This window comes from Solimicrobium silvestre, assembly GCF_002976435.1.
GTDB lineage: Bacteria > Pseudomonadota > Gammaproteobacteria > Burkholderiales > Burkholderiaceae_D > Solimicrobium > Solimicrobium silvestre.
The window spans coordinates 17,289-42,446 of record NZ_PUGF01000012.1; the positions used below are offsets into that span (position 1 = coordinate 17,289).

22 protein-coding genes are annotated in these 25,158 nt (G+C 47.2%); 11 read left to right on the forward strand and 11 right to left on the reverse strand.

The window, feature by feature from the left end; genetic code table 11:
* The first annotated feature begins 59 nt into the window (after window positions 1-59).
* The 8 genes from dcd (at window position 60) to S2091_RS12980 (ending at window position 5,829) form a co-directional block, all read left to right on the forward strand.
* Complete coding sequence (gene dcd, locus S2091_RS12945; RefSeq protein ID WP_105532369.1) at window positions 60-626, forward strand: dCTP deaminase; 567 nt, start codon at window positions 60-62, stop codon at window positions 624-626.
* 70 nt (window positions 627-696) lie between these two features.
* On the forward strand, window positions 697-2,136 hold the full coding sequence (dacB, locus tag S2091_RS12950) for a D-alanyl-D-alanine carboxypeptidase/D-alanyl-D-alanine endopeptidase (protein ID WP_105532370.1): 1,440 nt from the start codon (window positions 697-699) through the stop codon (window positions 2,134-2,136).
* 23 nt (window positions 2,137-2,159) lie between these two features.
* The gene (locus tag S2091_RS12955) at window positions 2,160-2,801 is read left to right on the forward strand and encodes an HAD family hydrolase (RefSeq protein WP_105532371.1); all 642 of its coding nucleotides are present in this window, start codon (window positions 2,160-2,162) and stop codon (window positions 2,799-2,801) included.
* A gap of 31 nt (window positions 2,802-2,832) precedes the next feature.
* On the forward strand, window positions 2,833-3,738 hold the full coding sequence (locus tag S2091_RS12960; RefSeq protein WP_105532372.1) for a Dyp-type peroxidase: 906 nt from the start codon (window positions 2,833-2,835) through the stop codon (window positions 3,736-3,738).
* A gap of 76 nt (window positions 3,739-3,814) precedes the next feature.
* Complete coding sequence (locus S2091_RS12965) at window positions 3,815-4,045, forward strand: ribbon-helix-helix domain-containing protein (protein WP_105532373.1); 231 nt, start codon at window positions 3,815-3,817, stop codon at window positions 4,043-4,045.
* Window positions 4,045-4,476: a TA system VapC family ribonuclease toxin gene (locus tag S2091_RS12970; protein WP_105532374.1), complete on the forward strand. Its 432-nt coding sequence runs from the start codon at window positions 4,045-4,047 to the stop codon at window positions 4,474-4,476. Before S2091_RS12965 ends, S2091_RS12970 begins: the two co-directional genes overlap by 1 nt.
* A gap of 76 nt (window positions 4,477-4,552) precedes the next feature.
* Entirely contained in the window at window positions 4,553-5,374 is an 822-nt protein-coding gene (gene pyrF, locus S2091_RS12975) for an orotidine-5'-phosphate decarboxylase (protein WP_105532375.1), read from the forward strand.
* 74 nt (window positions 5,375-5,448) lie between these two features.
* The gene (locus tag S2091_RS12980; protein WP_105532376.1) at window positions 5,449-5,829 is read left to right on the forward strand and encodes a tautomerase family protein; all 381 of its coding nucleotides are present in this window, start codon (window positions 5,449-5,451) and stop codon (window positions 5,827-5,829) included.
* A 106-nt stretch (window positions 5,830-5,935) separates the two neighbouring features.
* On the opposite strand, the gene S2091_RS12985 is transcribed toward S2091_RS12980, so the two are convergent.
* The 11 genes from S2091_RS12985 to S2091_RS13035 form a co-directional block, all read right to left on the reverse strand.
* Entirely contained in the window at window positions 5,936-6,574 is a 639-nt protein-coding gene (locus S2091_RS12985; protein WP_105532377.1) for a 2-dehydro-3-deoxy-6-phosphogalactonate aldolase, read from the reverse strand.
* A 70-nt stretch (window positions 6,575-6,644) separates the two neighbouring features.
* Window positions 6,645-8,117 carry an N-acyl-D-amino-acid deacylase family protein gene (locus tag S2091_RS12990; protein ID WP_105532378.1) on the reverse strand — a complete coding sequence of 491 codons (1,473 nt, stop codon included), beginning with the start codon at window positions 8,115-8,117 and terminating at the stop codon, window positions 6,645-6,647.
* A 7-nt stretch (window positions 8,118-8,124) separates the two neighbouring features.
* A complete protein-coding gene (locus S2091_RS12995; protein WP_105532513.1) occupies window positions 8,125-9,429 on the reverse strand; it encodes an amino acid deaminase in 1,305 nt (434 codons plus the stop codon).
* A gap of 10 nt (window positions 9,430-9,439) precedes the next feature.
* Window positions 9,440-10,516, reverse strand: a complete 1,077-nt coding sequence (locus S2091_RS13000) for an ABC transporter ATP-binding protein (RefSeq protein ID WP_105532379.1) — start codon at window positions 10,514-10,516, stop codon at window positions 9,440-9,442.
* 12 nt (window positions 10,517-10,528) lie between these two features.
* Window positions 10,529-11,302 (reverse strand): SDR family oxidoreductase, encoded by a 774-nt coding sequence (locus S2091_RS13005; RefSeq protein ID WP_105532380.1) that lies wholly within the window; start codon window positions 11,300-11,302, stop codon window positions 10,529-10,531.
* Window positions 11,299-12,480 carry an SGNH/GDSL hydrolase family protein gene (locus S2091_RS13010; protein WP_105532381.1) on the reverse strand — a complete coding sequence of 394 codons (1,182 nt, stop codon included), beginning with the start codon at window positions 12,478-12,480 and terminating at the stop codon, window positions 11,299-11,301. Before S2091_RS13010 ends, S2091_RS13005 begins: the two co-directional genes overlap by 4 nt.
* A 7-nt stretch (window positions 12,481-12,487) precedes the next feature.
* Window positions 12,488-12,880, reverse strand: coding sequence for a RidA family protein (locus tag S2091_RS13015; RefSeq protein ID WP_105532382.1), 393 nt, complete (start codon window positions 12,878-12,880; stop codon window positions 12,488-12,490).
* A 38-nt stretch (window positions 12,881-12,918) separates the two neighbouring features.
* The gene (locus tag S2091_RS13020) at window positions 12,919-13,764 is read right to left on the reverse strand and encodes a carbohydrate ABC transporter permease (protein WP_105532383.1); all 846 of its coding nucleotides are present in this window, start codon (window positions 13,762-13,764) and stop codon (window positions 12,919-12,921) included.
* Entirely contained in the window at window positions 13,757-14,644 is an 888-nt protein-coding gene (locus S2091_RS13025; protein WP_105532384.1) for a carbohydrate ABC transporter permease, read from the reverse strand. Before S2091_RS13025 ends, S2091_RS13020 begins: the two co-directional genes overlap by 8 nt.
* Window positions 14,645-14,646: 2 nt before the next feature.
* Complete coding sequence (locus S2091_RS13030; protein WP_243405415.1) at window positions 14,647-15,897, reverse strand: ABC transporter substrate-binding protein; 1,251 nt, start codon at window positions 15,895-15,897, stop codon at window positions 14,647-14,649.
* A 13-nt stretch (window positions 15,898-15,910) separates the two neighbouring features.
* Window positions 15,911-16,912: a 2-dehydro-3-deoxygalactonokinase gene (locus S2091_RS13035; RefSeq protein ID WP_105532386.1), complete on the reverse strand. Its 1,002-nt coding sequence runs from the start codon at window positions 16,910-16,912 to the stop codon at window positions 15,911-15,913.
* A gap of 312 nt (window positions 16,913-17,224) precedes the next feature.
* Between S2091_RS13035 and gcvA the strand changes: the two genes are divergently transcribed.
* The 3 genes from gcvA (at window position 17,225) to S2091_RS13050 (ending at window position 24,982) form a co-directional block, all read left to right on the forward strand.
* A complete protein-coding gene (gcvA, locus tag S2091_RS13040) occupies window positions 17,225-18,112 on the forward strand; it encodes a transcriptional regulator GcvA (RefSeq protein WP_105532387.1) in 888 nt (295 codons plus the stop codon).
* Between the two features lie 149 nt (window positions 18,113-18,261).
* Complete coding sequence (locus S2091_RS13045; protein ID WP_105532388.1) at window positions 18,262-21,573, forward strand: TIM-barrel domain-containing protein; 3,312 nt, start codon at window positions 18,262-18,264, stop codon at window positions 21,571-21,573.
* A gap of 364 nt (window positions 21,574-21,937) precedes the next feature.
* Entirely contained in the window at window positions 21,938-24,982 is a 3,045-nt protein-coding gene (locus tag S2091_RS13050; RefSeq protein WP_105532389.1) for a TonB-dependent receptor domain-containing protein, read from the forward strand.
* The last annotated feature ends 176 nt before the right edge of the window (window positions 24,983-25,158 follow it).

Consider the following 25,158-nt stretch of genomic DNA (forward strand, 5'->3'; position numbering starts at 1 on the left):
CACAAAAAACAACTAATTCGCGTAAAATAGCGAAAATTAAACCCTAACGGTGAGTAATAATGAGCATTAAATCAGACGCATGGATACGCCGCATGGCGCAAGAAACAAAGATGATCGAACCGTTCGAACCAGGTCAGGTTCGGGTTGAAAATGGTCAGAAAATTGTCAGCTACGGCACTTCTTCTTATGGCTACGATATTCGCTGCGCCAATGAGTTTAAAATTTTCACCAACATCAACAGCACCATTGTTGACCCTAAAAATTTCGATGAAAAATCGTTTGTCGATTTTCAAGGCGATGTTTGCATCATCCCGCCTAACTCATTCGCTTTGGCGCGTACCATGGAATATTTCCGTATTCCGCGCAATGTATTAACGATCTGCCTCGGTAAATCGACATATGCACGTTGCGGAATTATCGTGAACGTGACACCGTTCGAGCCAGAATGGGAAGGTTACGTTACGTTGGAATTCTCTAACACGACACCGCTTCCAGCTAAAATTTACGCTGGTGAAGGTTGCGCACAGGTTCTGTTCTTTGAGAGCGATGAAGTCTGTGAAATGTCTTATAAAGACCGTAATGGTAAATACCAAGGTCAGGTTGGCGTGACGCTGCCTAAGGCGTAGCATCCAATCAGAGTAGAGTGAGAGAAAACGAGCGCTCACTCTACGCGACTTAAAATCAGGAGCCCTTTGAATGCGACTATTCTTCGCAACGTTATTCTTCACATGCACCGCATTATCTAGTACCTCTCTCCACGCACAATCACTACCACCAACCGTCACGCAAGCCTTGCAAAAAGCGCGAGTGCCTTTAGATGCACTTGGGGTTTATGTGCAAGAAGTTACCCAGCCTTCCCAAGCAAGCACGCCACTAATCAGCTGGCAGGCAGATCAGCCCTTGCAGCCCGCTTCTACTATGAAATTAGTCACCAGTTACGCGGCCCTAGATTTATTGGGGCCGGCTTATAGCTGGAAAACCTCGGTGTATATGACAGGGCAGATGGCCGGTGATGTGTTGCAGGGCGATTTGATTTTGCAAGGCGGTGGCGATCCGCGGTTGGTAGTCGAAAATTTTTGGACGTTGCTGCGTCAAATTCGCGCTGCTGGAATCCGCGAAATTCAGGGAAATCTAATTCTTGATTCATCCTGGATGGAACCGCAAAATTTTGATGCGGCTGACTTTGATGGCGACCCAACCCGCCCCTATAACGTCGGACCAGATGCCTTGCTGGTGAATTTCAATGTAATGAATTTGCAACTGCACAATGATGCCGGTGGTCTGCGGGTAACGACCTTAACGCCATTGGCATTGCAAAGCAGCGTTAACGTGCGTCTTGTGAACGGTGCGTGTGGTGAATGGCGCGACAAACTAACGCCTACATTTAGCATGGCTCAGCATAAAATTAACGTGGCATTAAGTGGCACGTATCCAAGCAGTTGTGGTGACAAAACCTGGTTGTTGCAGCCCTATCCACTGACCCACGGAGACTATGTTGGCGCTTTATTCCGTGAACTATGGCAAGAAACGGGCGGCCAGTTTAACGGTGAAGTTCAGCAAGGCGTTTTACCGGTATTACCTGCTATGGCTGGCCTGGTCACTGAGATGCGCTCAGAGTCATTGCCGGAAATTCTGCGCGACATGAATAAATACAGCAACAATGTCATGACACGTTTAGTCATGCTGACGTTGGATAAAGAAGCCAGTCAGCAAGCCGCGAACCCGGCGCGTGCTGCGCAATTAATTCAACAGTGGTTTGCGCACATTGGTATTGATGCACAGGGTTTGCAGATGGAAAATGGTAGCGGCTTGTCGCGCACCGAACGGATTAGCGCCTATCAAATGGGGCGCATGTTAAACCACGCTTTTGCGTCACCTGTAATGCCGGAACTTATGTCCTCTTTGCCGGTGCTTGGAGTGGACGGGACGATGAAAAAACGTGCGCTTAATCAGGCAGTGGCCGGACATGCTCATATTAAAAGCGGGAGCTTGGAAGGTGTGCGCGCCATTGCGGGCTATGTGTTAGCCGCGTCAGGAAAACGCTATGTGGTGGTGTGTTTTGTTAATCATAAAAATGCGGTTCAAAGCAGTGCCGCGCAAGATGAATTATTGCAGTGGATTTATGCGAACGGCTAACGTTGAAAAGGTCGAGGTTGCACATGGTTGAAGGTATTTTGTGGGATAACGATGGTGTGTTGGTTGACACGGAAAAATTGTTTTTTCAAGCCAATAAAGATTTGTTTGCGCAAGTTGATATTGCACTGACTGAGCAACATTTTTTTGACTGGTTTTTGTTGGAAAATCGCGGCGCATGGCATTTGTTGACTGATCATACGCCAGATCAAATCAAGCAACTACGAACGCGCCGCGATCAAATTTATATGCAGCATTTGCACAATAATGAGCGGCTCGAAATTAGTGGAATTAATGAATTACTGCTTGGTTTAGCACCGCGCGTTCCCATGGGAATTGTGACTTCTGCGCGCAGTGATCATTTTGAGTTAATTCATTCTCGCTTAGATTTAATACGTCATTTCCGTTTTGTGGTGACTGAAGAAATGTACAGTGAGTCCAAACCGTCGCCGGAACCTTATTTATTAGGCCTGACAAAATTAGATTTGCCGGCAGAGAAATGTTTGGTTATTGAAGATTCACCGCGTGGTTTGCATGCTGCGCGTGCGGCGGGAATAAAATGCATCGTTCTACGCAATAAGATGATGCTGGATTATCCGTTTGAAGGCGCTTATCGGGTGGTTGAATCGGTTGAAGAGTTAAGCCATGAAATTAACCAATTGCTGTGATTTTGCGCACTTCTAATTTTTAAGGAAAAATATGTCAACGAACCTACCAACAACGCAAGCCGGAATTATGCAAACAATTCCGGCGCATGCTAATTTCCTCATTTTTAATTTAAAAACGGACGGTAAATCTCAAGTTGACTATGTCGCTGCCTTGCAAAAACTAGCTCCCTTAGTCGATGGTGATAAAGTCGTGTTGGGAATTGGTTTGAGTTTAGTCACTGCTTTGAAAAAACAAGTCAGCGATTTGCGTGACTTTCCGGTATTCCCTGACGCAAAAGTAGCGCTGCCGGTAAATAAAGCCGCTGTGTGGTGCTGGTTGCGTGAATCTGAACGTGGTGCATTAGTTAAACAAAGCCAGCGCGTGGTTGCCGCATTGTCTGGCGCTTTTGAACTGGTTTCTTGTGTTGATGCGTTTAAATTTGGCGCAGTGCAGGACTTAACCGGTTATGAAGACGGCACTGAAAACCCGCAAGCACAAGCTGCGATTGATGCTGCAATTGTTCAGCAACGCGGCGCAGGTCAAGATGGCGCTAGTTTTGTGGCAGTACAGCAATGGCTGCACCACTGGAATAAGTTTGATGCGATGAGCACCGATGAGCAAGACAACATCATCGGCCGCCGCATTAGCGACAATGAAGAACTGGACGACGCACCTGAGTCCGCTCACGTAAAACGCACTGCGCAAGAAAGTTTTGATCCTGAAGCTTTTGTGTTGCGCCGTTCCATGCCTTGGTCATTAGGTACACAATCCGGTTTTTACTTTGTCGCATTTGGCCGTACTTTAGATGCCTTCGAAGCCCAGCTAAAACGCATGTCCGGCGCGGAAGACGGCATAGTCGACGGTTTATTCCGCTTCAGCCAGCCGCAAACGGGTGGCTATTTTTGGTGTCCGCCTATGCTAGCTGGAAAAGTGGATTTGTCGTTGGTTTTGGATTAAAATGATGTTTGATGTTTGATGTTTGATGTTTGATGTTTGATGTTTGATGTTTGATGTTTGATGGAATGAGGTGGTTATGAGAACAACCCTGGCAATTGATGACGATGTGCTGGCTGCGGCTAAAGGTCTAGCTGTTCGGCAACATAAAAGTGTTGGTGAAGTAATTTCGGAGTTGGTGCGACAAGCGCTACAACCCGTCGCATCAGCCGGAGTGACGCGCAATGGAGTCCCGTTATTACCGTTGCGTTCTGATGCAGGTGTAGTAACGCCAGAATTGGTTAATCAATTACGTGATGAGTTAAATTAATGCGCTACTTGCTCGATGTAAATGTACTTATTGCACTAATTGACCCCGCTCATATTTATCATGACGCAGCACATAATTGGTTTTCAAATCAAGGTCATCAAGCATGGGCAACTTGCCCGCTAACTGAAAATGATGTGCTGCGTATTGTTGGGCACGCCCGTTATCCTAATTCCCCTGGTACTCCGTCTGCAGTAGTTACATCTTTGATGGGGTTGTGTTCATTGCCAGGCCACGAATTTTGGTCAGATAGTATTAGCTTGCTTGACGTGAAAAAAGTCGATGTAAAACGTTTGCTTAGTTCCGATCAAGTTACTGACAGTTATCTTTTGGCGCTGGCATGCGCTCATGGCGGGCAATTGGCTACATTTGACCGGCGTTTAGTAGCCGATGCGGTACACGGTGGCAAACAAGGTTTGTATTTGATTAACTAAGTCTGATCAACTGAATCAAAAGCTTCATCCCTATTTCGTTTTACAATAACGTTCTTCTCACTGGCAAGACTCTATCGTGACTACTTCTTATATCTCCAAACTCACTCAAGCATGGCAAACGAATAATTCTTTATTGTGCGTAGGCTTAGATCCTGATCTGGCTAAGTTGCCTGCCCAGTTTCAAACACAACCTGACGGCATTTTTGAATTCTGCGGCGCCATTATTGATGCAACTGCCGACCTGGCCTGTTCCTTCAAGCCACAAATCGCCTATTTCTCTGCCTTGCGCGCCGAACCGCAGTTAGAAGCCATTTGCGCTTATTTGCGTGAAAATTACCCGCATTTGCCAATTATTCTCGATGCCAAGCGCGGTGATATCGGTGCAACTGCCGAACAATATGCCCGTGAAGCATTTGAGCGTTATGGCGCCGATGCGGTCACGGTTAATCCTTACATGGGCTTTGATTCGGTTGCCCCGTATCTGGAATGGCAAGATAAAGGCTGCATCGTCTTGTGCCGTACTTCTAATGCTGGCGGTTCTGATTTACAGTTTTTGCAAGTTAATGGTCGTCCGTTATATCAGCACGTTGCTGACTTGGTCGCAAATAAATGGAATCGCAACGGCCAATGCAGCTTGGTCGTCGGTGCTACCTTCCCGGAAGAAATCAAACAAGTGCGCCATATCGTTGGTGAAATGCCCTTGTTAGTTCCCGGCATCGGCGCACAAGGTGGTGATATTGCTGCGACTGTCGCGGCGGGTAAAACCGCCACTGGCGGCATGATGATTAATTCTTCACGCGCGATTTTGTTTGCTAAAACGCTGGATGGGGAAGACTTTAAACAGGCAGCACGTCGAGTGGCGCAGCAGACTCGGGATGAGATTAATCTGTATCGTTGAATTGGTAACATCAATGCGCGTTTAGCAAGTTAGGGTAACTTTTCACTTACATTAATAATGACAGGAGTATCACCATGCCTCTAGTAACTATTACCGTTAAAAAACCGAAAACTACTGAATTCAAGAGCACCGTGCTGAATGCGGTTCACACTGCACTGGTTACTTCTGGCGTGCCAGTCGCTGACCGGTTTCAACGGGTGCTGGAATTGGATGCGGATGATTTTCGCTATGACCCAAGTTACCCCGATGTGCAAGGCGTGCGTAACGATGATTTTGTAGTGATTGAAATTCTCTTATCCGTCGGGCGCAGCGTTAAAGTCAAAAAAAGTATTTTGGCGACCATAATGAGCGAACTAAAAGCGGCGCAGTTTGATCCTGAAAATGTGTTGGTGTGTTTTAAAGAAACCGCATGGGAAAATTGGGCTTTTGCTGGCGGGAGAATAATTCACGCTTAGCGCAATTCCGAGTCAATAAAATGGGGGGATGCTGGAATTTGGCGTGAATTCAACTACTTCCCATTTACTCCTACAGTATTCTGAAAAAGAATTATCAATTTATTTACTACTTCAACGCTGCCACAAAATTCTTCGCATTATTCCTGACTTGATCCACTGTCATCCCCGCTTGATACAAGGCTGCGCCCAGCCCAAAACCACTCGCACCTGCTTCAAAATACGCCTTCATATGATCCGGGCTGATGCCGCCAACCGGCAGGCAGATGGTTTCTTTTGGCAATACGGTGCGCCAATTTTTTAATACAGATGGCGCGACGCTTTCCGATGGAAATAATTTGAGTGCGCTGGCACCATGCTTTAGTGCGGCGAATGCTTCGCTGATGGTGGCAACACCCGGCACGGAAAGCAGTTTGCGCCGATGGCTTTCCGTAATGAGTTCAATATCGCAATGAGGCATCACGATTAAGTGGCCACCTGCGTCTGCAACGTGTTGTACGGATTCGACGGACAATACTGTTCCGGCACCGAGCAGGCAGTCATTCGGCAAATTTTTTGCCAGTAGCTCAATACTTTGTAGCGCATTGGGTGAGTTTAAGGGAATCTCGATACAACGAAAACCGCTTTCATACAAAACATCAATTACGGCTTCGCACTCATGGGTTTGTATGCCGCGTAAAATCGCAACCAAAGGAATTGGCGTTAAATAATGTAAAAAATGCTGACTAATTAATGTTGGGTTTGTCATGGTTTAAGCCTGTTGAAATTCTTCAAGTTCGTACCGAATTCGTATATTGAAGGTGCTTGGTGCAAAGGAGTTAAGTTGAGACATCTGCAGATAATTGCTCGCTATTTCTATTCAAAACCTGCCCATTACGATGTCCAGTTGGCCCATCTGCATTGAGTGCTACCTCCCCATTTACCAATACCCAATATATGCCCTGTGCGGCTTGTTTTGGTTGGGAAAACGTCGCCAAATCTGAAATAGTGGCCGGGTCGAATATAACCAGATCAGCCCAGTAATTAAGCGCAATCTTGCCGCGTTGTTGTAGGCCAAAATGCTGCGCAGACAGTCCGGTCATTTTGTGTACCGCTTCAGCCAACGTAAACAATTTCTGTTCGCGACAATAATGGCCCAGCACACGCGGAAAAGCACCCCATAAACGTGGATGTGGATGGCTGTCATGAGGCAGGCCATCAGAACCTATCATAGTGTGTGGATAGCTTAATACCCGCTGCACATCGTCTTCACGCATTTGAAAATAAACGGCTCCTGCTGGGTGCAGGCGGCGCGCCGCTTCTTTTTGATCTACCCCCCAATCCGCAGCGATATCGGCTAAATCGCGCCCGGCCATTTCTGGGTAAGGCATGGAAAAACTGAGCATGATGCGTATTACGCCGTCGACATAATCGGGATCAAGCACGGTAGAACCGGCAGTGTACGGATAGGCATCTAAGCCTAATGGTTGCTGCGCGCGGCGCTCGGTAATGTAAGCCAGCGTTTCTACGGTGCGCCCCCAATTGGCAGGGCCAGCGCATTTGTGGTGCGATAAGATTACGGGCGCTTGCGCAGCCAATCCCGCATCACAAGCTTCTTTTAATGCATCTAGCACGCCATTGTATTCATCGCGAATATGCGAGGTGTATACGCCGCCAGCGGCTGCTGCAACCTTGGCTAGGGTAATCACTTCGCCGTTATCTGCCGCTTGACTGGTTTGATAAAACAAGCCGGAACTAAAACCCAGCGCACCGGCTTGCATGCCTTCTGCCAGTAATGCTTGCATGTGTGCGATTTCTTCTTGATTCGCGACACAGTTGAGCTCGCTCATGGCATTGAGTCGCAAGGTTGAATGCCCAACCAATATGCCGACATTAACCGCTGGCGCCGCAGCACGCACCGCAGCAACATAGTCGGCAACGCTAGCGTAGCGATAGTCTGCGCGTTGACCGATCAGGTTTAATGGCGCTGGGATATCTCTATCCGCCAGCCACGGGGCAAGGCTGATACCGCAATTGCCGGTAATAACGGTGGTCACGCCCTGAGTCAGTTTGGGATGCATGGCTGGATGATCTAGTACTTCGCGATCATCGTGGGTATGCACGTCGATAAAACCGGGAGCTACCACCAAGCCGTTTGCATTCAGTATTTGTGGCGCAATTAGCGAATTCGGCTTGGCAATGGCGGCAATTTTTTGATTAGCAATACCGATATCTGCACGATACGGGGTGCTGCCCGTACCATCAATTACCTCTGCATTGCGGATGACGATGTCGAATTCGAGTGCGCTCATAGTGAGTTTAAAAAAAGGTGTTAATGGCGGAAGCGACTTGATAGTTATCATTAACGATCAATAACAGCGGCCATTTATCAAAGGTGGTACATGGATGGGAAATGCCGCAAGCGACTAAATCACCGACTTGTAAGCTGGTACAAAGCGGGCTGTCTTTAGGCAGACGTAAATAGGCATGCTGATCATTCATTTTTTCGATTTTACAATCGGTAGGTAATGTCTGCGGACTGTGCGCTTGACCGATTTTGTGGGTGTAAAGCGGGAAGGGCAGGTCAATGTCATAAGAGGCATCGCGCTTACCCATGGTGAGTATCGCTAAGTCTGGTTCGGGGCGCGACTGCACCATGCTCCACACTTCTAACGCGGGAACTAATTTAGAGCCGACACTGGTCGCTTCGCGTTCTTGCATTTCATCGATTAAGCCGTGATAAAAACCGTGGTCATGCGTTATATAGCAGCCGCTGCGCAAAATGGAAATTAAAGGGCGCGACCAGCTTTGCACTTGCTTAAAGCCGTGCGCGACCAGATCAAAATAAGCGCTGCCGCCAGCGGATAATAAAATGGACTCTCCGCCGAATAGATTTTCTGCATCGACACTCTTCGTCAGTTCAATTAAATCACTCACAAATTGACGCACCTTGACTAAATCTTCTTCACGTTTTTTAGTGACTAACAAGCCTTCATAACCTTCAATGCCAGCCAATTCCAGATGTGGGCTGGCATGAATTGCGCGCGCCAACGTTAAGGCATCGGCGTTGCTGCGGCAGCCAGTCCGGCCACCGGAAAAACCTAATTCCACTAATAGCGGTAAGGGGCGATCTAAACCGGCTTGTTGCACGGCGTTGGACAGTGCCTGTACGTTTTCTAATGAGTCAACTAATGCATAAAAAATAAACTCAGGATCATTTTTTAGCAAGCTCAGTGCTGAGCGGATATCGCTGGCGCTAATTAACTGGTTCGCCAACAGAACACGTTTAACGCCATAACGGTATGCAATATGGAGTTGGTTAACGGTGGCCAGGGTCATACCCCAAGCACCGTTGGCTAGCTGCATATCAAAGATTTGCGGGCTCATGGTCGTTTTGCCGTGCGGCGCTAATAAAATATTGTGGCTCGCACAAAATTGTTTCATCCACACCAAATTGAAGCGCAAGGCACTGCGTTTGAGCACCGCAACCGGAAAGCTGGTATCGCCATCTAATACATTCCAATTTTGTTGAGCGATGTCAGCTTGTTTAAGTGGCGCACTGAGTGCTAACCCTTTAGTACCCGGCAGTAAAATTTGTTCGGAGAGTGAAGTTAAATTTAGCATGGCATCGCCTTTAGTTAATTCTGCATGTCGTTTCGGTATCAAAGACATGTAAATGTTCGATTGGTAAGTTCGCTTGAATTTCATCATCGGCGGCAAAGTTGAGTCGTTCACGCAAGGCGATACAGCAAGGCGCATGGTCAATTTTTCCGTAAAGATAAGTTTCTGATCCAGTGGGTTCGATAATATCAAGCCGGAGTTTTATGTTGCTGCTGTTATTGGTGCGCTCAATGCGGATGTGCTCCGGGCGAATTCCAATGGTAATTTTCTGGCCTGCTTTTAAGTCAAGTTGCGGCAATTTAATTTTGATGTCGTTAGCTGTGATCAGACTCGGTTGATTGGCGTCAATTTGCACCGTGCCAGCGATAAAATTCATGCTCGGTGAACCGATAAAACCAGCAACAAATAAATTGGCAGGTCTGTCATAAATATCGAGCGGCTTACCAACCTGTTCTATTTTCCCTGCGTTCATCACCACAATCCGGTCGCCCATGGTAATCGCTTCAATCTGGTCATGCGTAACGTAGATGACGGTATTTTTTAAACGCTGGTGCAAGGCTTTAATTTCAGCGCGCATTTGTACGCGTAACTTGGCATCCAGATTGGATAGCGGTTCGTCGAACAGAAATAAAGCCGGTTCCCGCACCACAGCGCGCCCCATCGCAACCCGTTGACGCTGACCGCCGGAAAGCGCCTTAGGCAAACGCTGTAAATAGGGCGACAGGTTTAACATCGCCGCTGCTGCTTTAATGCGCGGGCCAAAACTCGATTCTGGCTCCTTGCGCAAGCGTGGCCCGAAAGCGATATTTTCATACACCGTTAAATGCGGATACAGCGCATAGCTTTGAAACACCATGGCGATATTTCTTTGCTGCGGCGGTAAATCATTGGCTCTTTTTCCATCGATATAAAAATCGCCATCGCTAATACTTTCCAAACCGGCGACCATGCGCATTAAGGTGCTTTTGCCGCAGCCGGAAGGCCCAACCAGTACTACAAACTCACCATCGGCAATGTCGAGATCAATGCCGTGTAAAACTTGCGTGTCATCGTATTTTTTATAAATCTGCTTTAATTGCACAGCCGCCATGCCAACTCCTAATTAAATATCTTCTTGGGTTAATTCCGCGGCAAAGACGCGATTGCCAGCCATTAAACCGCCATCAACCGGCAACATCACTCCGGTAATAACCCGTGCCGCATCGGACGCTAGAAACAGCACCGCATCTGCAATGTCGTCGGGCGTAGCAAAGTCACCGAGCGGATACCATTTTTTTAACTCATCAAAGATTTGCGGATTTTTTTCAGCACGTGCCTGCCATGCCTGAGTTTTTACCGTTCCCGGGCAAACGATGTTGGCGCGAATGCCGAATTTGCCAAATTCCATCGCTAATGCTTTGGTGTAGCTGATTAATCCAGCCTTGGCGACGCTGTAGGCGGGGTGTCCGAAGGAGGTTATGCCATTCACAGAACCAATAATGACGATGTTTCCTTTGCGATTTTTTTGCATTGCACTGCGTACTGCTTCCACCGTATGGAAAGTGCCATTCAGGTTTAAATCTATGTCTGACTTCCAGCTGGCTTCTGTCGTTGTGGCGAGTGTCAAGGCCTCGGCTGCTCCGGCGTTTGCTACTACGACATCGACGTCGCCATGTTGTGCTACCGCGTTGGCTAATTCGGCTTGCAAGTTTTGTGCGTTGGTTAAATCGGCCAACACTGCGGCACTTTGTTGTGCACCCAATTCAGCAATTAAGTCGCTCAATTGTGCTGCATTTTTATCTTGTGCATAGACGAAATCGCCCGCTGCAATAAAACGTTGACATAGCACACGGCCAATGCCGCCACATGCGCCGGTTATTAAAACATTTCGTTTCATGATAATGCTTTCAAATTGGTTAGACATTGCATCAGCTTATTTAGCTGATGGCGGGGGAGTAAGCCATAGTTATAAAACCCGATATCGCGTATTCCCAGCTGCTGTAGTCCTTCTAATGCTGCTGTAATCTCTGACGCCGGTTTTAGATCGGGATGACCCGGGCGTAAAATTCCGCGCACTTTATTATCTGCACCAATACGTTGCAAACTGTCCCATGCATCAGCCAGTACTTGTTTGGCGGAGGGTTCGTAAAACGGGATTTCAAGATAATCGGCGACACTAGCCAAGGCCGCTAAATCACTGCCTTCTGTCCAGCAATTAGCGGTAGGTCTTTGTACTGTGGGAATGACGGCAAGTTGCGTCGTTGCAGGGATGACTTCTCGGATTTTGCTAACGAGTTCTGTCACCCTGTTTTGGCGCATTTTTACATAGCTGAGTAAATCGTCCGTCGTCTGTATTTGCTCTGAACCGCCATTCACATCACTATTAAAATAATTGGATATGTAATTTTGTAGGCGCAACTGCAAGTCCTCAACATTTATTTCTTGCTTCTTTGCGGCGAGTTTGCAAGCGGAACAGAAGCACAAACCTAATGCCTGATCCAAATTCGGCGTCATTTCAATCTGGGCAAATTCATGGTGGTAACCGTGAGCATACGGTAGCCAGCCCGGTGTTTCTAAAATTAGACTTTGAACGGCGTGTTGCCCAGCCAAATCGGCGCTTAACGCGACCGCATAGTCAAATACTGCCGGCTGCATCGGGCACAAGCTATAAACATAGGCGTCTCCGAATACATTCTGTGTGCAGTAATGTGGGAACGCGCTACCTATGCGACTGTTATGCAGCAACACAGTCCAGCCATGTACACGCAAGCGTGCATCTGCAAGCAAGTCTGGCAAAACACGCCGCATTGCCGGATCGCTATGTGCTTGCGGTTTGATCTCGCCGTAGTGACTTAACTGGGGATCAAAATACACCACGCCATCTTCAGGAAAAATTACTCTGGGGCCGCGCTGTGCGTGTGGGCGGATAAATTTCCCAGCGTGGTAACTCGTGGCAAGCGACACATCGGTAATACCTAAGCTGAGCGCGTCTTCAACAAAGGTTGCAATGCCTTGGTCTATGACATCCCATGCATAGGTGTAGAGCGAGCGGTAGGGGCGAGGCTGGCTGGTCATAAGAGCGTTAGAGTGGTTTGTAGGCAGTAACTTCAATTTCAATTTTGCAATCGACCATCATTGCGGATTGCACGCAGGAGCGGGCAGGTGGATGTTCGCCAAAGTACTCCATATAGATACGGTTAAAAGTCCAAAAGTCGCGCGTATCGTCGAGCCAGACCGTTACTTTCACTACGTCTTGCAAACTGCAATCAGCGAGTGCCAATACTTTTTCTACATTTGCAAACGTGCGGCGGGTTTGCGCTTCAATACCTCCATCTTCGACTTCGCCATTTTCTTTCATTGCTACCTGGCCAGAGCAAAAGACGAAATCACCGGCACGTACTGCTGGAGAAAAAGGCAGGCGCTGTCCGCCAGCGCCGGAAGGGACATTGCCAAAACGGATAATTTCTTTAGACATGATGAGATTCTTTAGTGAGAGTGAAACAAGTTATCAATTTATTTAACGCTACCCATGGATAAGCCCTTAACAAAATACTTTTGCAGCCATGAAAACAGGATGGCAACTGGTAATGTGGCGAGTAGGGCGGCCGCCATCACTTGCTGCCATTCGACAGAATAACGACCAGCGACTAAATCAACAATTTGTACCGTCAACGGTTTATTTTCTGGCGAGCGGATTAAAGTATATACAACCGCAAATTCATTCCACGCATTGATGAACGCGAAAATCGCCGTAACGACAATTGCTGGTATCGCCATCGGCAAAAAAACCTTGAATACCGCTTTGGCGCGGCCGCAACCTTCCAGCCACGCGGCTTCTTCCATGTCACGCGGGATGGTGCTGAAATAGGACTGCAACATCCAAACCGAAAACGCAGTATTCAATGCGGTATAGGTAGCAATTACCCCAATGTGAGAGTCAACCAGATTGCCGTCGCCGTAAGGAATGGCGGCGGCTAGTCTGAACAAGCCAATCACCAGCAAAATCGGCGACAGCATTTGAGTGAACAGTAAAAACCGGCGATAAAGTCCTTTGCCGCGGAAAGGAAAGCGTGCTAAGGCATAGGCTGCAGGAATGCTGATGGCAACGCCAAACAGGGTTGAAAGAGAACTTAAAATCAGGCTGTTGGTTAAGGCTGTGCCGAATTGGGTGGCTTCCCACATTTCAGAAAAATTTTGCCACGCAAAATGACTGGGAAACCAGCGGGTTGGATAGCTGAGTACTTCAATTTGCGGTTTGACGGCAGTGAGCAACATCACGACAAAAGGGAACAGCACCACAATTACCAAGGGTGATAATGCCAGCCAACAAAGAATGCTGCGTTTGAGCTTGCTATTCATGTTGATCTTCCTCACGTCCTTGAATATGCATATAAAGTCCGGTAAATGCAAACAGGATGATTAACATCACCAAGGACACCGCAGCGGCTTCACCGGGACGGCCAAGGCGGAAGGCTAATTCATATAAATAGGTGACCAAAATATGGGTGCTGTTGTCCGGCCCGCCTTGCGTCATAACCCAAATTATCGGGAAGGAATTGAAGACATAAATTACGTTTAAAACCAGCGCAATATTGATGAAAGGACGTAGTAGCGGCATGGTGATTTTACGGAATTGCTGCCAGCTACTGGCACCTTCAATGCGCGCCGCTTCGTAAATGTCTTGTGGCACTGAAGACAAACCGCCCAAAAAAATGGTGACGGTAAATGGTACTGAGACGAGTATGCCGACCAAAATTTCAACCGGAAACGCTAAGCTAGGGTCAGCCAGCCACTGCACCGGCTCATGAATTAAGCCTAATTGCAATAAGCCCAAATTAACCATGCCGAATTCGGTATTAAAGGCCCAACGCCAGATAATGGCCGTCATGGTCAGTGATATTGACCACGGCAACATGCTAATGGCACGCGCTATGCCGCGCCCATAAAAGTCTTGCGACAAAATGAGCGCAGTCGGCACCGCAACTAAAATCGTGCCGCCGACTACACATAGCGTCCAGATTAAAGTGCGATATAGCGTTTCTATGAATACCGGATCAGAAAAAATGGTGACAAAGTTAGTTAAGCCGGTAAAGTCGCGCACCACGCCAAACCGTGAAACCTCATGCAGCGATTGATACACGATATTGAAAAACGGATAGCTGACAATAAACAGTGCTAAGGCAAAGCTGGGAAGTATTAACAACCAAGGTGAAAAGGTAGACGCTGAACGTGAAGCCATATTTATTTTTTTAACACATGGTTAGTTTGTGCGGCGGCCGCTTTTAACGCGACATCGGGTTTGGTTTTACCCAGATAAATCGATTGCAACGCGTTGCTCAGAATTTTAGATAAATCTTCCCAACCGGCTATCACCGGAGGAAATTTAGCGGTTGGTAAAAAGCCGATAAATTCTTTCGTCACATCGTCTGCAAATACGGGGTCGCTAGCTTCTTCCTTGGTCGTCGGCAGGAAACCTTCGCTGCTGGTAAAGGTGACTCGCGGTGCTTTGCTGAATAAGAAATCAGCAAATTTCCACGCGGCGGCTTTTACCTTGGAATTTTTAAACATCACCAATGAATCGGTAGTTGCGTAGGTGGCGCTAGCCACATCGCCAGGCACGGCAGTGACGCCGTACTGTAAAGCAGGGTTTTCTTTTTGAATTTGCTTAGCCAGAAACGGGGCAGTAATTACCATGGCAACCCGCCCTTGTTTGAACAGGTTTTGTACATCTTCACGGCTATAACTTGTCACACCGGGCTGGGTTAAACCTTGATTTATCAATTCTTTATACATGCTGGCCGCTTTAATACCTGCAGCAGAATCAAATACGGCTTTGCCATTCGCATCAATGATTGTGCCGCCTTGTGACCAGAGTGCATAAAACCAATACACTTCCGTCTCAATTTCTTTGCCTTGCAAACCAAACCCGTACGCGCCGTTAGCTTTAATTTTTTTAGATGCAGCAAAAACATCGTCCCAGGTTTTTGGCCCGTTCGGGAAACCGGCATTTTTTAGCATGATTTTGTTGTAATACAGGCCACGCGCCGAGGCGGCAATCGGTAAGCCATAGACTTGCCCGTTGATGTTTCCGGAATTTAAAAACTCACCGATGAAGCGGTCTTTGAAGGGCGCTGTCATGTGCCCGGCCAGCGGTTCTAGCACATCATCTTTAACTAAGTCCAGCAACCAGCGCGTTCCGACGATAGATAAGTCGGGGTTGGTTCCGCTGCTGATATCGGTTTGTAATTTCTGCTGCAAATTATCCCAGTTCACTTCCTCAATCTTGATGGTGATACCGGGATTGGTTTTGTTGAACTCCTTAGCCATCTTTTGAAAATACGGCAAGGTTTGATCGCTGTAATGGGCCACTGCAATACGTACTGTTTGTACTGTTTCGGCCTGGGCTTGGGTAACTCCAAATAAGCTGGCGGCGATACAAAGGCAGGCTAAGGCGCTCTGTATTTGGGCTGTACTTGAAATGAATTTCATCATAACTCCTACCGTTTTATTTAACCAAGCCACGTGCTGTGGCAACCTTGATTGCACCATATCCGGCCAGATGCTCTTGCATTTCGTTAGAAACAATAGTCACTTTTCCAGAGAAATAATCATCATTTTGGATGAGCAAGGCTAACGCTTCTTTCATAATCGGTTTGCCACAAATAATGATTGGCGTACCCGGCATCATTTTGATCGCTGTGCTGTTTTTTAAGGTCAGCAAATCGGCGCCCAATATCGCGCCTAATAAAAAATTAGCCCGGTCATTGCGTTGGTAAATAGTGAATTGATCGAGTGTGCGGACATTAAAACAAGTGCGCCCTAAGCCGATGGTTTGCGCGGAATGGGCACCAGCCAACAGCATTTCCGGATTGATAAACTCGGCAAAGTTGGAGTCCAGCGACTTGGCTAATATCGTGTTGTGGGTAATTACGTACAGCAATTCACCTGCTAAGGTCGTAACGCAACCGATGATGTTATTTTTTTCATCGATGCAAACAAATTTGGAATGCGAGCCGGGCATGATCAGCATGGCTGGGCCGGTAATGCCGAGTTGATCAATAATCCCCATTACTTCGACTTCCTCACCGCGCATCATGTCCATCGCTTCGCAGTTATGCAGGCCGATGTTTTCCACGACATTGCGTACACCTGGTACTAAATAAATGGGTTTGGAAAAAACGGAGGGAATAGTTACAGCAACCATGCCTCTTGCCAACTGCTGCAAACCTGCCGGCGCTGGAAGGTGGGGTAATTCAAATAGGCCGACATTCGAGCTGATCATGCCGGAGCCGATCACCAGATCTACCTCTTCTTCCGTCACATTGGCTTTTGCCAAGGTGTTCAGAATTGTTTTCCTGACTCCTTCTTCCAGTTTGGTTTTATTGCCACTCATGGCGGTGTCGCGTACACCTACCTCGGTCGCTGAATGCGCGATGACGGTAGCTTCGTGCCACAAACTCACTCGTGTATTGGTGGTGCCGGTGTCTATGGTCAGGATGTAAGTCATAGTGATTGGGTGAAAGTAATTGTCTGAGGATCGTAGTCAGTTTTACATTGTTTGCTAGTTAGCTTGCAGAAGCTTAATGGAGCAAACCGACTAATGCCATCGATTATATTTTTAGGTGTCATTAAAAAAAATTCAATGAAAATTAAGAGTTATTGCTAATTTGAACCGTTTTGCTTGCCAGTCCGTCAATGACTAGATGCTTGTGGCACATGATGCCTGATTTTGTAAAAGTTGACGCTTAGTAAAATTTTGCTTCTCATTAAGTTTTATTTAATGAGAATCTGATACCGTATAATTTTTTGATGATTTCCTATGTCCAAACGCCTTCCTCCGCTTAATTCGCTACGGGTATTTGAAGTTGCCGCCAGGCGGCTGAACTTTACGCGTGCCGCCGAAGAGTTGCATGTCACTAATGCGGCAGTCAGTCATCAAATTAAATTGCTGGAAGATGAGCTGGGTTTGGCATTGTTTCAACGTAAAAACAACGTGTTGTCGCTGACGGAAGCCGGGGAAATGTATTTTCCGCGTATTAAAGAAGGTTTTAAAATTTTCCAACAGGCAACTGACATGCTGTTGAATGGCACAAATGTCCTGCTCAGGGTTGGTGTGCCACCATCTTTCGGTTCCAAATGGCTGGTGCCACGCTTGTACCGATTCATCAATAAACATCCAAACATACGTATAGAAATTGTTTCGGAATTGGATCGGAGTTATCCCAATTGCGACATATCTATCGACTTCCGCCGTAATCAATTTGCTGACTTTAAGATTGAGTCGTTCATTTCAACCGAAGTGTTTCCGGTTTGCAGTCCGCAACTCGGCATGAATTTAAAAGACCCGGCCGATCTCAGTCGACACACTTTGTTGCATGAAATCAGAGCGATGAATGACCCGGATTATCCAAGTTGGGAAGCGTGGTTTGCCGCGCTTGGCGTGCCAAATAACAACGCTCGGCAGGGTCCGTTATTCACTTTGGCGCTGATGGCGATGCAGGCCGCCATGGATGGACATGGTGTCGCTTTGGGGCAGTCATTATTGGTGGAATACGATATTGCGGCCGGTCGTTTGATGCGCCCATTCCAGATGGATACACCGTTGCGCTTAAATTACTTCCTGATTTATGCGGCAGATATGGCTGAGAATCCGGCTTTTCAGGTGTTTCATCAATGGTTGATGGATGAAGCTAAGTTGACCCATTAATTGCTACATTGAATTTTTTTTAATGAGGCATGTTAATAAAAATCGCTGTCGAAAAAAAATTAGGAAAGTTACATTTTGAAAAAATGATTGAAGTGCAGAAAAATATTTGCAAGTTCAATTCCACAATTAAAACTTAGTTGAGACACTAAATGCATTCTTCCATCCGCAAAACCTTAGTCGCCACGTTGCTGCTTGCTGCATTTTCTGCACAAGCTACGCCTATCGGTAACCTTAAAAAAATAAGCCATTCCACAGCAAGCCAAATTCAACTAACAACCGACAGCGGCAATCTGGTCCAAATCAGTTTGCTGCGCCCAGATATGTTCCGCGTCTGGGCTGGTCTTGGTGGGCATTTAACCGATTCCGGTGACAAAGCAGCGCCGATTGTTCTGCCGCACGATTACCCGCAAGTTGACTATCAATTGAGTGACCATGCTGACTACCAGTTACTACAAACGAGCGGTATGGCGCTGCGTATCTATAAAAAACCATTGCGCCTGGCTTTGTATAAAGCCGATAACAAAACTCAGTTATGGCAAGAAACTCAATCCTTGGAGCTGAGTGAAAAGGGTAGTTATCAATCGTTAAGCAGTTCGCCCGATGAAGTTTTTTTTGGCGGTGGGCAGCAAAATGGCGCATACGCATTTAAAGGAAAAATGCTGGAAGTTTCTTATTCCGGCGGTTGGGAAGAGGGCGACCGACCAAGCCCGGCGCCTTTTTATATGAGTAATAAAGGTTATGGCGTGCTGCGCAATACTTGGAGCAACGGCAGTTATGATTTTCGCTCGAATGACTACATTACGGCCAGCCATTTAGAAAATCGGTTTGATGCCTACTATTTTGTTGGCGACAGCATTAAAGAAGTGTTGGCCGCCTATACCGACCTAACCGGTCGTGCGCGCATCTTGCCGCGCTGGGCTTATGAATATGGTGACGCCGATTGTTATAACGATGGCGACAATGTAAAAAAACCGGGCACCGTGCCTAACGGCTGGAGTGATGGCCCAACGGGAACCACACCCGATGTAATTCAATCGGTGGCGGCTAAATATCGCCAATACGACATGCCCGGCGGCTGGATTTTACCTAACGACGGTTACGGTTGCGGCTATACGAAATTACCCGAAGTGGTGGCTGGTTTGGCTCCGCTCGGATTTCATACCGGCTTATGGACTGAAAGCGGTGTCGATAAAATCGCCAATGAAGTTGGTAAGGCCGGAACCCGTGCTCAAAAATTGGACGTGGCCTGGACCGGGCAAGGTTATCAATTTTCGCTCGACGCAAATATGGCTGCGGCACAAGGGATTCTGGATAATTCCGATGCCCGCCCGTTTGTCTGGACCGTAATGGGTTGGGCTGGTACGCAGCGTTATGCCGTTACCTGGACCGGCGATCAGTCCGGCAGCTGGGATTATATTCGCTGGCATATTCCAACCTTGATCGGTTCCGGCTTGTCCGGTCAAGCCTATGCAACGGGCGATGTGGACGGGATTTTTGGCGGTAGCCCAGAGACGTATACGCGTGATTTGCAATGGAAAACGTTCACGCCGGTGTTAATGGGTATGTCGGGCTGGTCTAAAAACGAGCGCAAACATCCGTGGTGGTTTGATGAGCCGTATCGCAGTATTAACCGTACTTACCTCAAGCTAAAAATGCGTTTAATGCCATACATGTACACCTACGCCAAAATCGCCGAAGACAGCGGTGCGCCGATAGTGCGTGGTTTGATGTGGGATCATCCGAATGACCCTAACGCGAATTCGGAAGCGTATAAATACCAATTTTTTCTAGGTAAGGATTTTTTAGTCGCACCGGTGTTTCGTAGTCAGGCGGCTAGCAAAGGCTGGCGCAAGGGGATTTATTTACCGCAAGGCGAATGGATAGATTACTGGGATGGTCGGGTGGTCGACGCCGGTGCTGAGGGCAAAGTGATTGATTACCAAGTCAGCCTGGATAAATTACCGGTGTTGGTGCGCGCCGGTGCGATATTGCCGATGTATCCGAGTGCTCTTTATGATGGACAAGTGCCTAAAGACGTATTGACCTTGGATATTTATCCGCATGAGCAATCTGAATTTACCTTGTATGAAGATGATGGGATCACCCGCACATACCAACAGGGTAGTTTCAGTCAGCAAAAAATTAACGTAGATGCTAAAGCGGGGAATATCCAAGTTAACGTGGCAGCGGTGCAGGGTAGTTACCAAGGAATGGAAGCACAGCGCGTTTATCAATTGCAAGTACATACTCGTGTTAAACCCGACGCGGTTAGGTTGCAAGATCAAGCTCTGAGCGAATTTAAAACACGCGCTGAATTTGATCAGGCGGAGTCAGGCTGGTTTTTCGATGAGCATGAAAAATACGGTTTGTTGTACGTAAAAACGGCAAAGGTCAGCGTTAACCAAGCCTATCAATTTAATGTCGTCATCACCGCGCCACAGGCCATTACAACTGGCTACCCAGCCGCGCCAGAATTAGGCAATGCGATTCCGGCAGATAACATCATCGTATTGAATCGCCCGGCAGAAGAACCAGGTCACCCTTTAGAGAATGCGTTTGATGGCAAGCCGGATACCTGGTTCCGTACGCTGCGCGATCAATCACAAAAAACCGGGCCGCATGAATTTACTCTGGCATTGGGTGAACGTCGCATGATTAACGGGTTTGAAATTGCGCCGCGTAATGATAAAAACTGGATGTATGGTCAAGCCCGTGAAGTTGAAGTCTATTTAGGTGACAACAACGGCGAATGGGGTGCACCGGTATTTAAAGGCGAATTGAAGAAGCTTGAAACGCGCCAAAAAGTAGAGTTTCCAGCCAAAGCCGGTCGCCTATTCCGCTTCCGAATTCTGAGTACCTGGGATCAGGATGATGAGGGCAACGCAGCCGATCCAATGGTCGTCGCGACAACGGTAAATGCTGCTTATAACGCGTTTAATACGGTGGCGGTAGCGCCGATTACGATCTCTGAATTCAGCGTATTGGAATACCCAGTTCCAGATCGCGCCAAATTACAGCTGTACTTGTCGGATGTGGCTAGCAAGCAGGTTGGAGTTAGTAGCGATAAGGCCGATACCAATAGGCCTAGCAATGCCGATAACTTAATGCAAATGAATGGATTGCGCTTCCATAAAGGTCTCGGCGTTACAGGACAAAGCGATATTGAATATAGCCTGTCCGGTGACTGGCAAACTTTCCGTGCCGACGTGGGTATTGATGACGCTTGTCGCAACGCTGGTGGTTTGCAATTCCAGGTCTGGGGTGACGATAAATTGTTATTCAACAGCGGTTTAATTGTTGCACCGGCGGTGGTGAAACCGGAGCTGGATATCCGCGGCATTAGCAAACTCAGTTTAAAAACCATCGTCGCAACTAAAACTGCAGGCAAGGTTTGTGCAAACTGGGCTAATGCATCGGTGTTGGGTTTTAAAGGTGATTCGGTTGCAAAATTCGGCAAGTGAATAAGTCAGTAAATTAGCTCGATGTTTTAAGTTGCTGTACTCATCCTTTGCGTTGGATGAGTACAGGAAATGGCAGTCTATAAAAAACACTATAAATATAAGGGAGATGCTATGAGAGAAGTGCCCAGTTAACCCGTAATCACGGGAATAAATGCTGGCGACTCCGTTCGGAGCGGGCTTGTTCTGCCAGCCAGTAATGACAATCCAATTATTGATTTCGTACTTAGGCAGGCATAGAAAAAATTCTTTTCTTTGCCCCTTAGCGGGAGATTGTTTGCTTTTTTTTTGCGTGACTGCGCTGAAAAATAAGCTAGATGCGGATTGTTATTTATCACAAGGATCTTACACATTTATGGAATAGCTTATGTTGAACCAAAAAATCACGTTTAAAAAGAGAATCATTGCTCAGGCGCTGTTTATGGCATTTGGTGCAGTCGCGTTGGTGAATACTGCGCAGGCGCAAGCACTCGCACAAACTACAGATAGCAAAAATGCAGATTCCACTTTAGATAATTCGCAGCCAGTTCACCGTGTTGAAGTGACCGGAAGTAATATTAAACGCATGGACGCAGAGCAGGCTTCACCCGTCACCATCGTGACGAAACAGGAAATTCAGCAAATGGGGGCTAACACCCTGCAAGAAATTTTGGCTCATGTCAGCCAGGCTGTGCCTGATTTAACTGATTCGCAAAGCATGTTTTCCGCCACTGAAGGTGCCTCGGATGCCAACTTGCGCGGACTAGGGCCCGAAGCAACGTTAGTTTTGCTTAACGGACGGCGCTTATCTAATTATGGAACCGCCTACGGAGGACAGTATCAATTCGTGAATATCGACACGATACCTGCCGATGCAATTGAGCGGGTGGAGATTTTGACCGATGGTGCTTCTGCGATTTATGGTTCCGATGCCGTGGCCGGGGTTATTAACGTCATTACCAAAAAAAGTTATGTTGGCACCGAGATGCATGCCAGTGCTACCGCTGTGCCCAAGACAAGCAACAACCATGAATACAATGCCGGTATCAGCTATGGCTTTGGCGATATAGATCAAGATAAATTTAATATTTATGGCACCTTAAATGTATTTGATCGTGAGGCGGTTTATCAGAATCAAATTCTGAACGTGTTAAACCCGACTTGGCTTTCTTATAATCCAACATTTATCGAAGGTTTTCATGGCAATAACGGTAGCGGCCCGGGTGTAATCAATCCAGGAACGCAATTTACTTATACCGCTGCTGGCGCAACCATCAGGCAACCAAGTCCTGGTTGCCCAACCCCTGTCATGCCCGGAACACCGGCGCAACAAACACCCTTAAATACGGTGTGCGCACTGAATTCCCTGGATTTAGGAAATAACTGGATTCCTTCTTCACGACGTTTAAATTTATTCGTCAATGGTCACTATGAATTTAATAATTCGTTGGAAGGTTTTATTGAGTTATCCGGCACGATGGTGAAACTGGAAACGCAGTTAAGCCCACCTAATTTGTATAGCGGAGGTGTTTGGTCCTGGTACGCACGTAATACCGGGTTTAATTTAAATACCTTCGCGTTCCCTTATTTGTCTCCAACTAATCCGTTTAATGTCGTAGCTAACAACCCGGCCTTACAGGGAAATATGGGCGGCGTTGCAGGCCTAAACTACACCCTGCTGGATGACCCTAAATTTTCACGTCATACCGATACCGATGATGAGTACCGCATTGTGGCGGGTTTGCGCGGCACGTTGGAAAACAAATGGGAATGGGAGTCGGCAGTGACGCTGGCCGGCACACATGGTGATTTGGAAAGCCAGGGTTATAACCCAAGCCCGGCCGGGATTACGGCGGCTTTCGGTCCTTACTCAACAGTCAATACACCGAGCGGATCTTATCAGGTGATTAGCGACCATCCGGCTTATCAGCTTGGTGTAACGAATGCCAGTAATTTGGCGTTAATGCAGCAAATGTTTCCGTATTTTAGCTATGAATCCTGGGATGAAATTTTCAATTGGGATGGCAAAGTTTCTGGGAAAATTGGCCAATTAGGCGGCGGTGATTTGATGTTTGCTGCCGGTGCAAATTTAAACCACGAATATTTGAATAGCCCGGGCGCAACCAATGCGGCTAATGGACAAATTGCATGGCAAGGTGGCTCTTGGTATGAAGGTAGCCGTACGACTGAAGCCGCCTATGCAGAAATTGTGGCACCGATCACCAAAAGGCTGGAAATTGATGCAGCAATTCGTGACGATAAGTATCCCGACTTTGCCAATCACATCGTGCCGAAACTGGGCGTACTTTACAAGGCAGCAGATTCATTGGCATTACGTGCAACCTTCTCACAAGGTTTTCGCGCACCTAGTTTGGCTGAATCTGGCACTGGAGGAATTTACCAGCAAACCGTGGTGAATGATCCGGTTCGTTGTGCAGAAACTAATGCGATTATTACCACCTTATCCAAGTCGCCCAACCCGCAAGATGTGCAGCAGGCGCAAACTTTGCAAAGCTCATCCCAGTGCACTGGCACTGTTGCAGGCGGCATTACTACGCCGAACCCGCAATTAAAACCGGAGACGGCCAATATTGCCAATTTCGGTTTGATTTTTAATCCGGTAAAACAGTTTGATTTTTCTGCCGATTACTGGATTATTGATCGCAAAAATGAAATCGTTCAGAACAATCCGAACACATTAGTTGCCAACGGTTCGGCAACCAGCCCGGGAGGAATTCCTGGCGTATTTGTACGCGGGGCATTAACTCCGGGCGATCTGGCGACGAATAATATGGTGGCAACGGAATGCGCCGCTAATCCTAGTCTTTGTACTGGTGGTGTGCCTAGCTACCAATATGGCAATGTAGCCGGAGTCATCAATAGCTACATTAATCAAACGCAGAGTTTGTTTGACGGCTTTGATATCAATGCTAATGCCCATCTTGATTTAAGCGGCTACGGAAAGCTTGATTTTGGCTGGAAGGGAACCATTAAACATCGGATGGATTCTTTGGGGAACAACCCGGCCTGGGTAGGGAATCAAGTTGGCACCTACTTGAGCCCACGTATTACTGGCGTGTTTTCTACGGTCTGGCATTACCAGCAAGTCGATTTGTCGTTAATGGCAAACTACATTGGGCCTCAATCCATATTGTCAGCGTTTCCGAACGGTGCGTTTAGCAATGTCGCCGCATGTGAAAGTAACTTCAACACCACAACGGCGTTATGTGAAAATGGTTTGGCATCCAGTTTGTATTGGACCGGTAATGTCAATTGGCATCCGACGAAACAAGTCACGTTGAATTTTAATATACAAAACCTGTTTGCTCATGCGCCGCAATATGATCCGCAAGCTTGGATGGGGATTAATCAGTTTGAATTCCCGTATATGAGTGGTCGGATTTATAAACTGACTGCAAGCTATAAGTTTTAAAATCAATTAAAACACTCAACAACGTCATTCCCGCCTGCGCGCTAAAGTTTCAGATACTCTTTATTAATTATCCGTATCCCTTAATGTCGTCACTCCCGCGCAGGCGGGAATCTAGGAATTGATACGGAGAATCGTTAAATAAACAAGGCGTTTTTTGATGATTTGGTGATTGAGTA

What these genes read in the sequence shown, in the direction of transcription:
- dcd (WP_105532369.1), top strand. Translation starts at nt 60, where the DNA reads ATGAGCATTAAATCAGACGCATGGATACGCCGCATGGCGCAAGAAACA.
- dacB (WP_105532370.1), top strand. Translation starts at nt 697, where the DNA reads ATGCGACTATTCTTCGCAACGTTATTCTTCACATGCACCGCATTATCT.
- S2091_RS12955 (WP_105532371.1), top strand. Translation starts at nt 2,160, where the DNA reads ATGGTTGAAGGTATTTTGTGGGATAACGATGGTGTGTTGGTTGACACG.
- S2091_RS12960 (WP_105532372.1), top strand. Translation starts at nt 2,833, where the DNA reads ATGTCAACGAACCTACCAACAACGCAAGCCGGAATTATGCAAACAATT.
- S2091_RS12965 (WP_105532373.1), top strand. Translation starts at nt 3,815, where the DNA reads ATGAGAACAACCCTGGCAATTGATGACGATGTGCTGGCTGCGGCTAAA.
- S2091_RS12970 (WP_105532374.1), top strand. Translation starts at nt 4,045, where the DNA reads ATGCGCTACTTGCTCGATGTAAATGTACTTATTGCACTAATTGACCCC.
- S2091_RS12980 (WP_105532376.1), top strand. Translation starts at nt 5,449, where the DNA reads ATGCCTCTAGTAACTATTACCGTTAAAAAACCGAAAACTACTGAATTC.
- S2091_RS12985 (WP_105532377.1), bottom strand. Translation starts at nt 6,574, where the DNA reads ATGACAAACCCAACATTAATTAGTCAGCATTTTTTACATTATTTAACG.
- S2091_RS12990 (WP_105532378.1), bottom strand. Translation starts at nt 8,117, where the DNA reads ATGAGCGCACTCGAATTCGACATCGTCATCCGCAATGCAGAGGTAATT.
- S2091_RS12995 (WP_105532513.1), bottom strand. Translation starts at nt 9,429, where the DNA reads ATGCTAAATTTAACTTCACTCTCCGAACAAATTTTACTGCCGGGTACT.
- S2091_RS13000 (WP_105532379.1), bottom strand. Translation starts at nt 10,516, where the DNA reads ATGGCGGCTGTGCAATTAAAGCAGATTTATAAAAAATACGATGACACG.
- S2091_RS13005 (WP_105532380.1), bottom strand. Translation starts at nt 11,302, where the DNA reads ATGAAACGAAATGTTTTAATAACCGGCGCATGTGGCGGCATTGGCCGT.
- S2091_RS13010 (WP_105532381.1), bottom strand. Translation starts at nt 12,480, where the DNA reads ATGACCAGCCAGCCTCGCCCCTACCGCTCGCTCTACACCTATGCATGG.
- S2091_RS13015 (WP_105532382.1), bottom strand. Translation starts at nt 12,880, where the DNA reads ATGTCTAAAGAAATTATCCGTTTTGGCAATGTCCCTTCCGGCGCTGGC.
- S2091_RS13020 (WP_105532383.1), bottom strand. Translation starts at nt 13,764, where the DNA reads ATGAATAGCAAGCTCAAACGCAGCATTCTTTGTTGGCTGGCATTATCA.
- S2091_RS13025 (WP_105532384.1), bottom strand. Translation starts at nt 14,644, where the DNA reads ATGGCTTCACGTTCAGCGTCTACCTTTTCACCTTGGTTGTTAATACTT.
- S2091_RS13030 (WP_243405415.1), bottom strand. Translation starts at nt 15,897, where the DNA reads ATGATGAAATTCATTTCAAGTACAGCCCAAATACAGAGCGCCTTAGCC.
- S2091_RS13035 (WP_105532386.1), bottom strand. Translation starts at nt 16,912, where the DNA reads ATGACTTACATCCTGACCATAGACACCGGCACCACCAATACACGAGTG.
- gcvA (WP_105532387.1), top strand. Translation starts at nt 17,225, where the DNA reads ATGTCCAAACGCCTTCCTCCGCTTAATTCGCTACGGGTATTTGAAGTT.
- S2091_RS13045 (WP_105532388.1), top strand. Translation starts at nt 18,262, where the DNA reads ATGCATTCTTCCATCCGCAAAACCTTAGTCGCCACGTTGCTGCTTGCT.
- S2091_RS13050 (WP_105532389.1), top strand. Translation starts at nt 21,938, where the DNA reads ATGTTGAACCAAAAAATCACGTTTAAAAAGAGAATCATTGCTCAGGCG.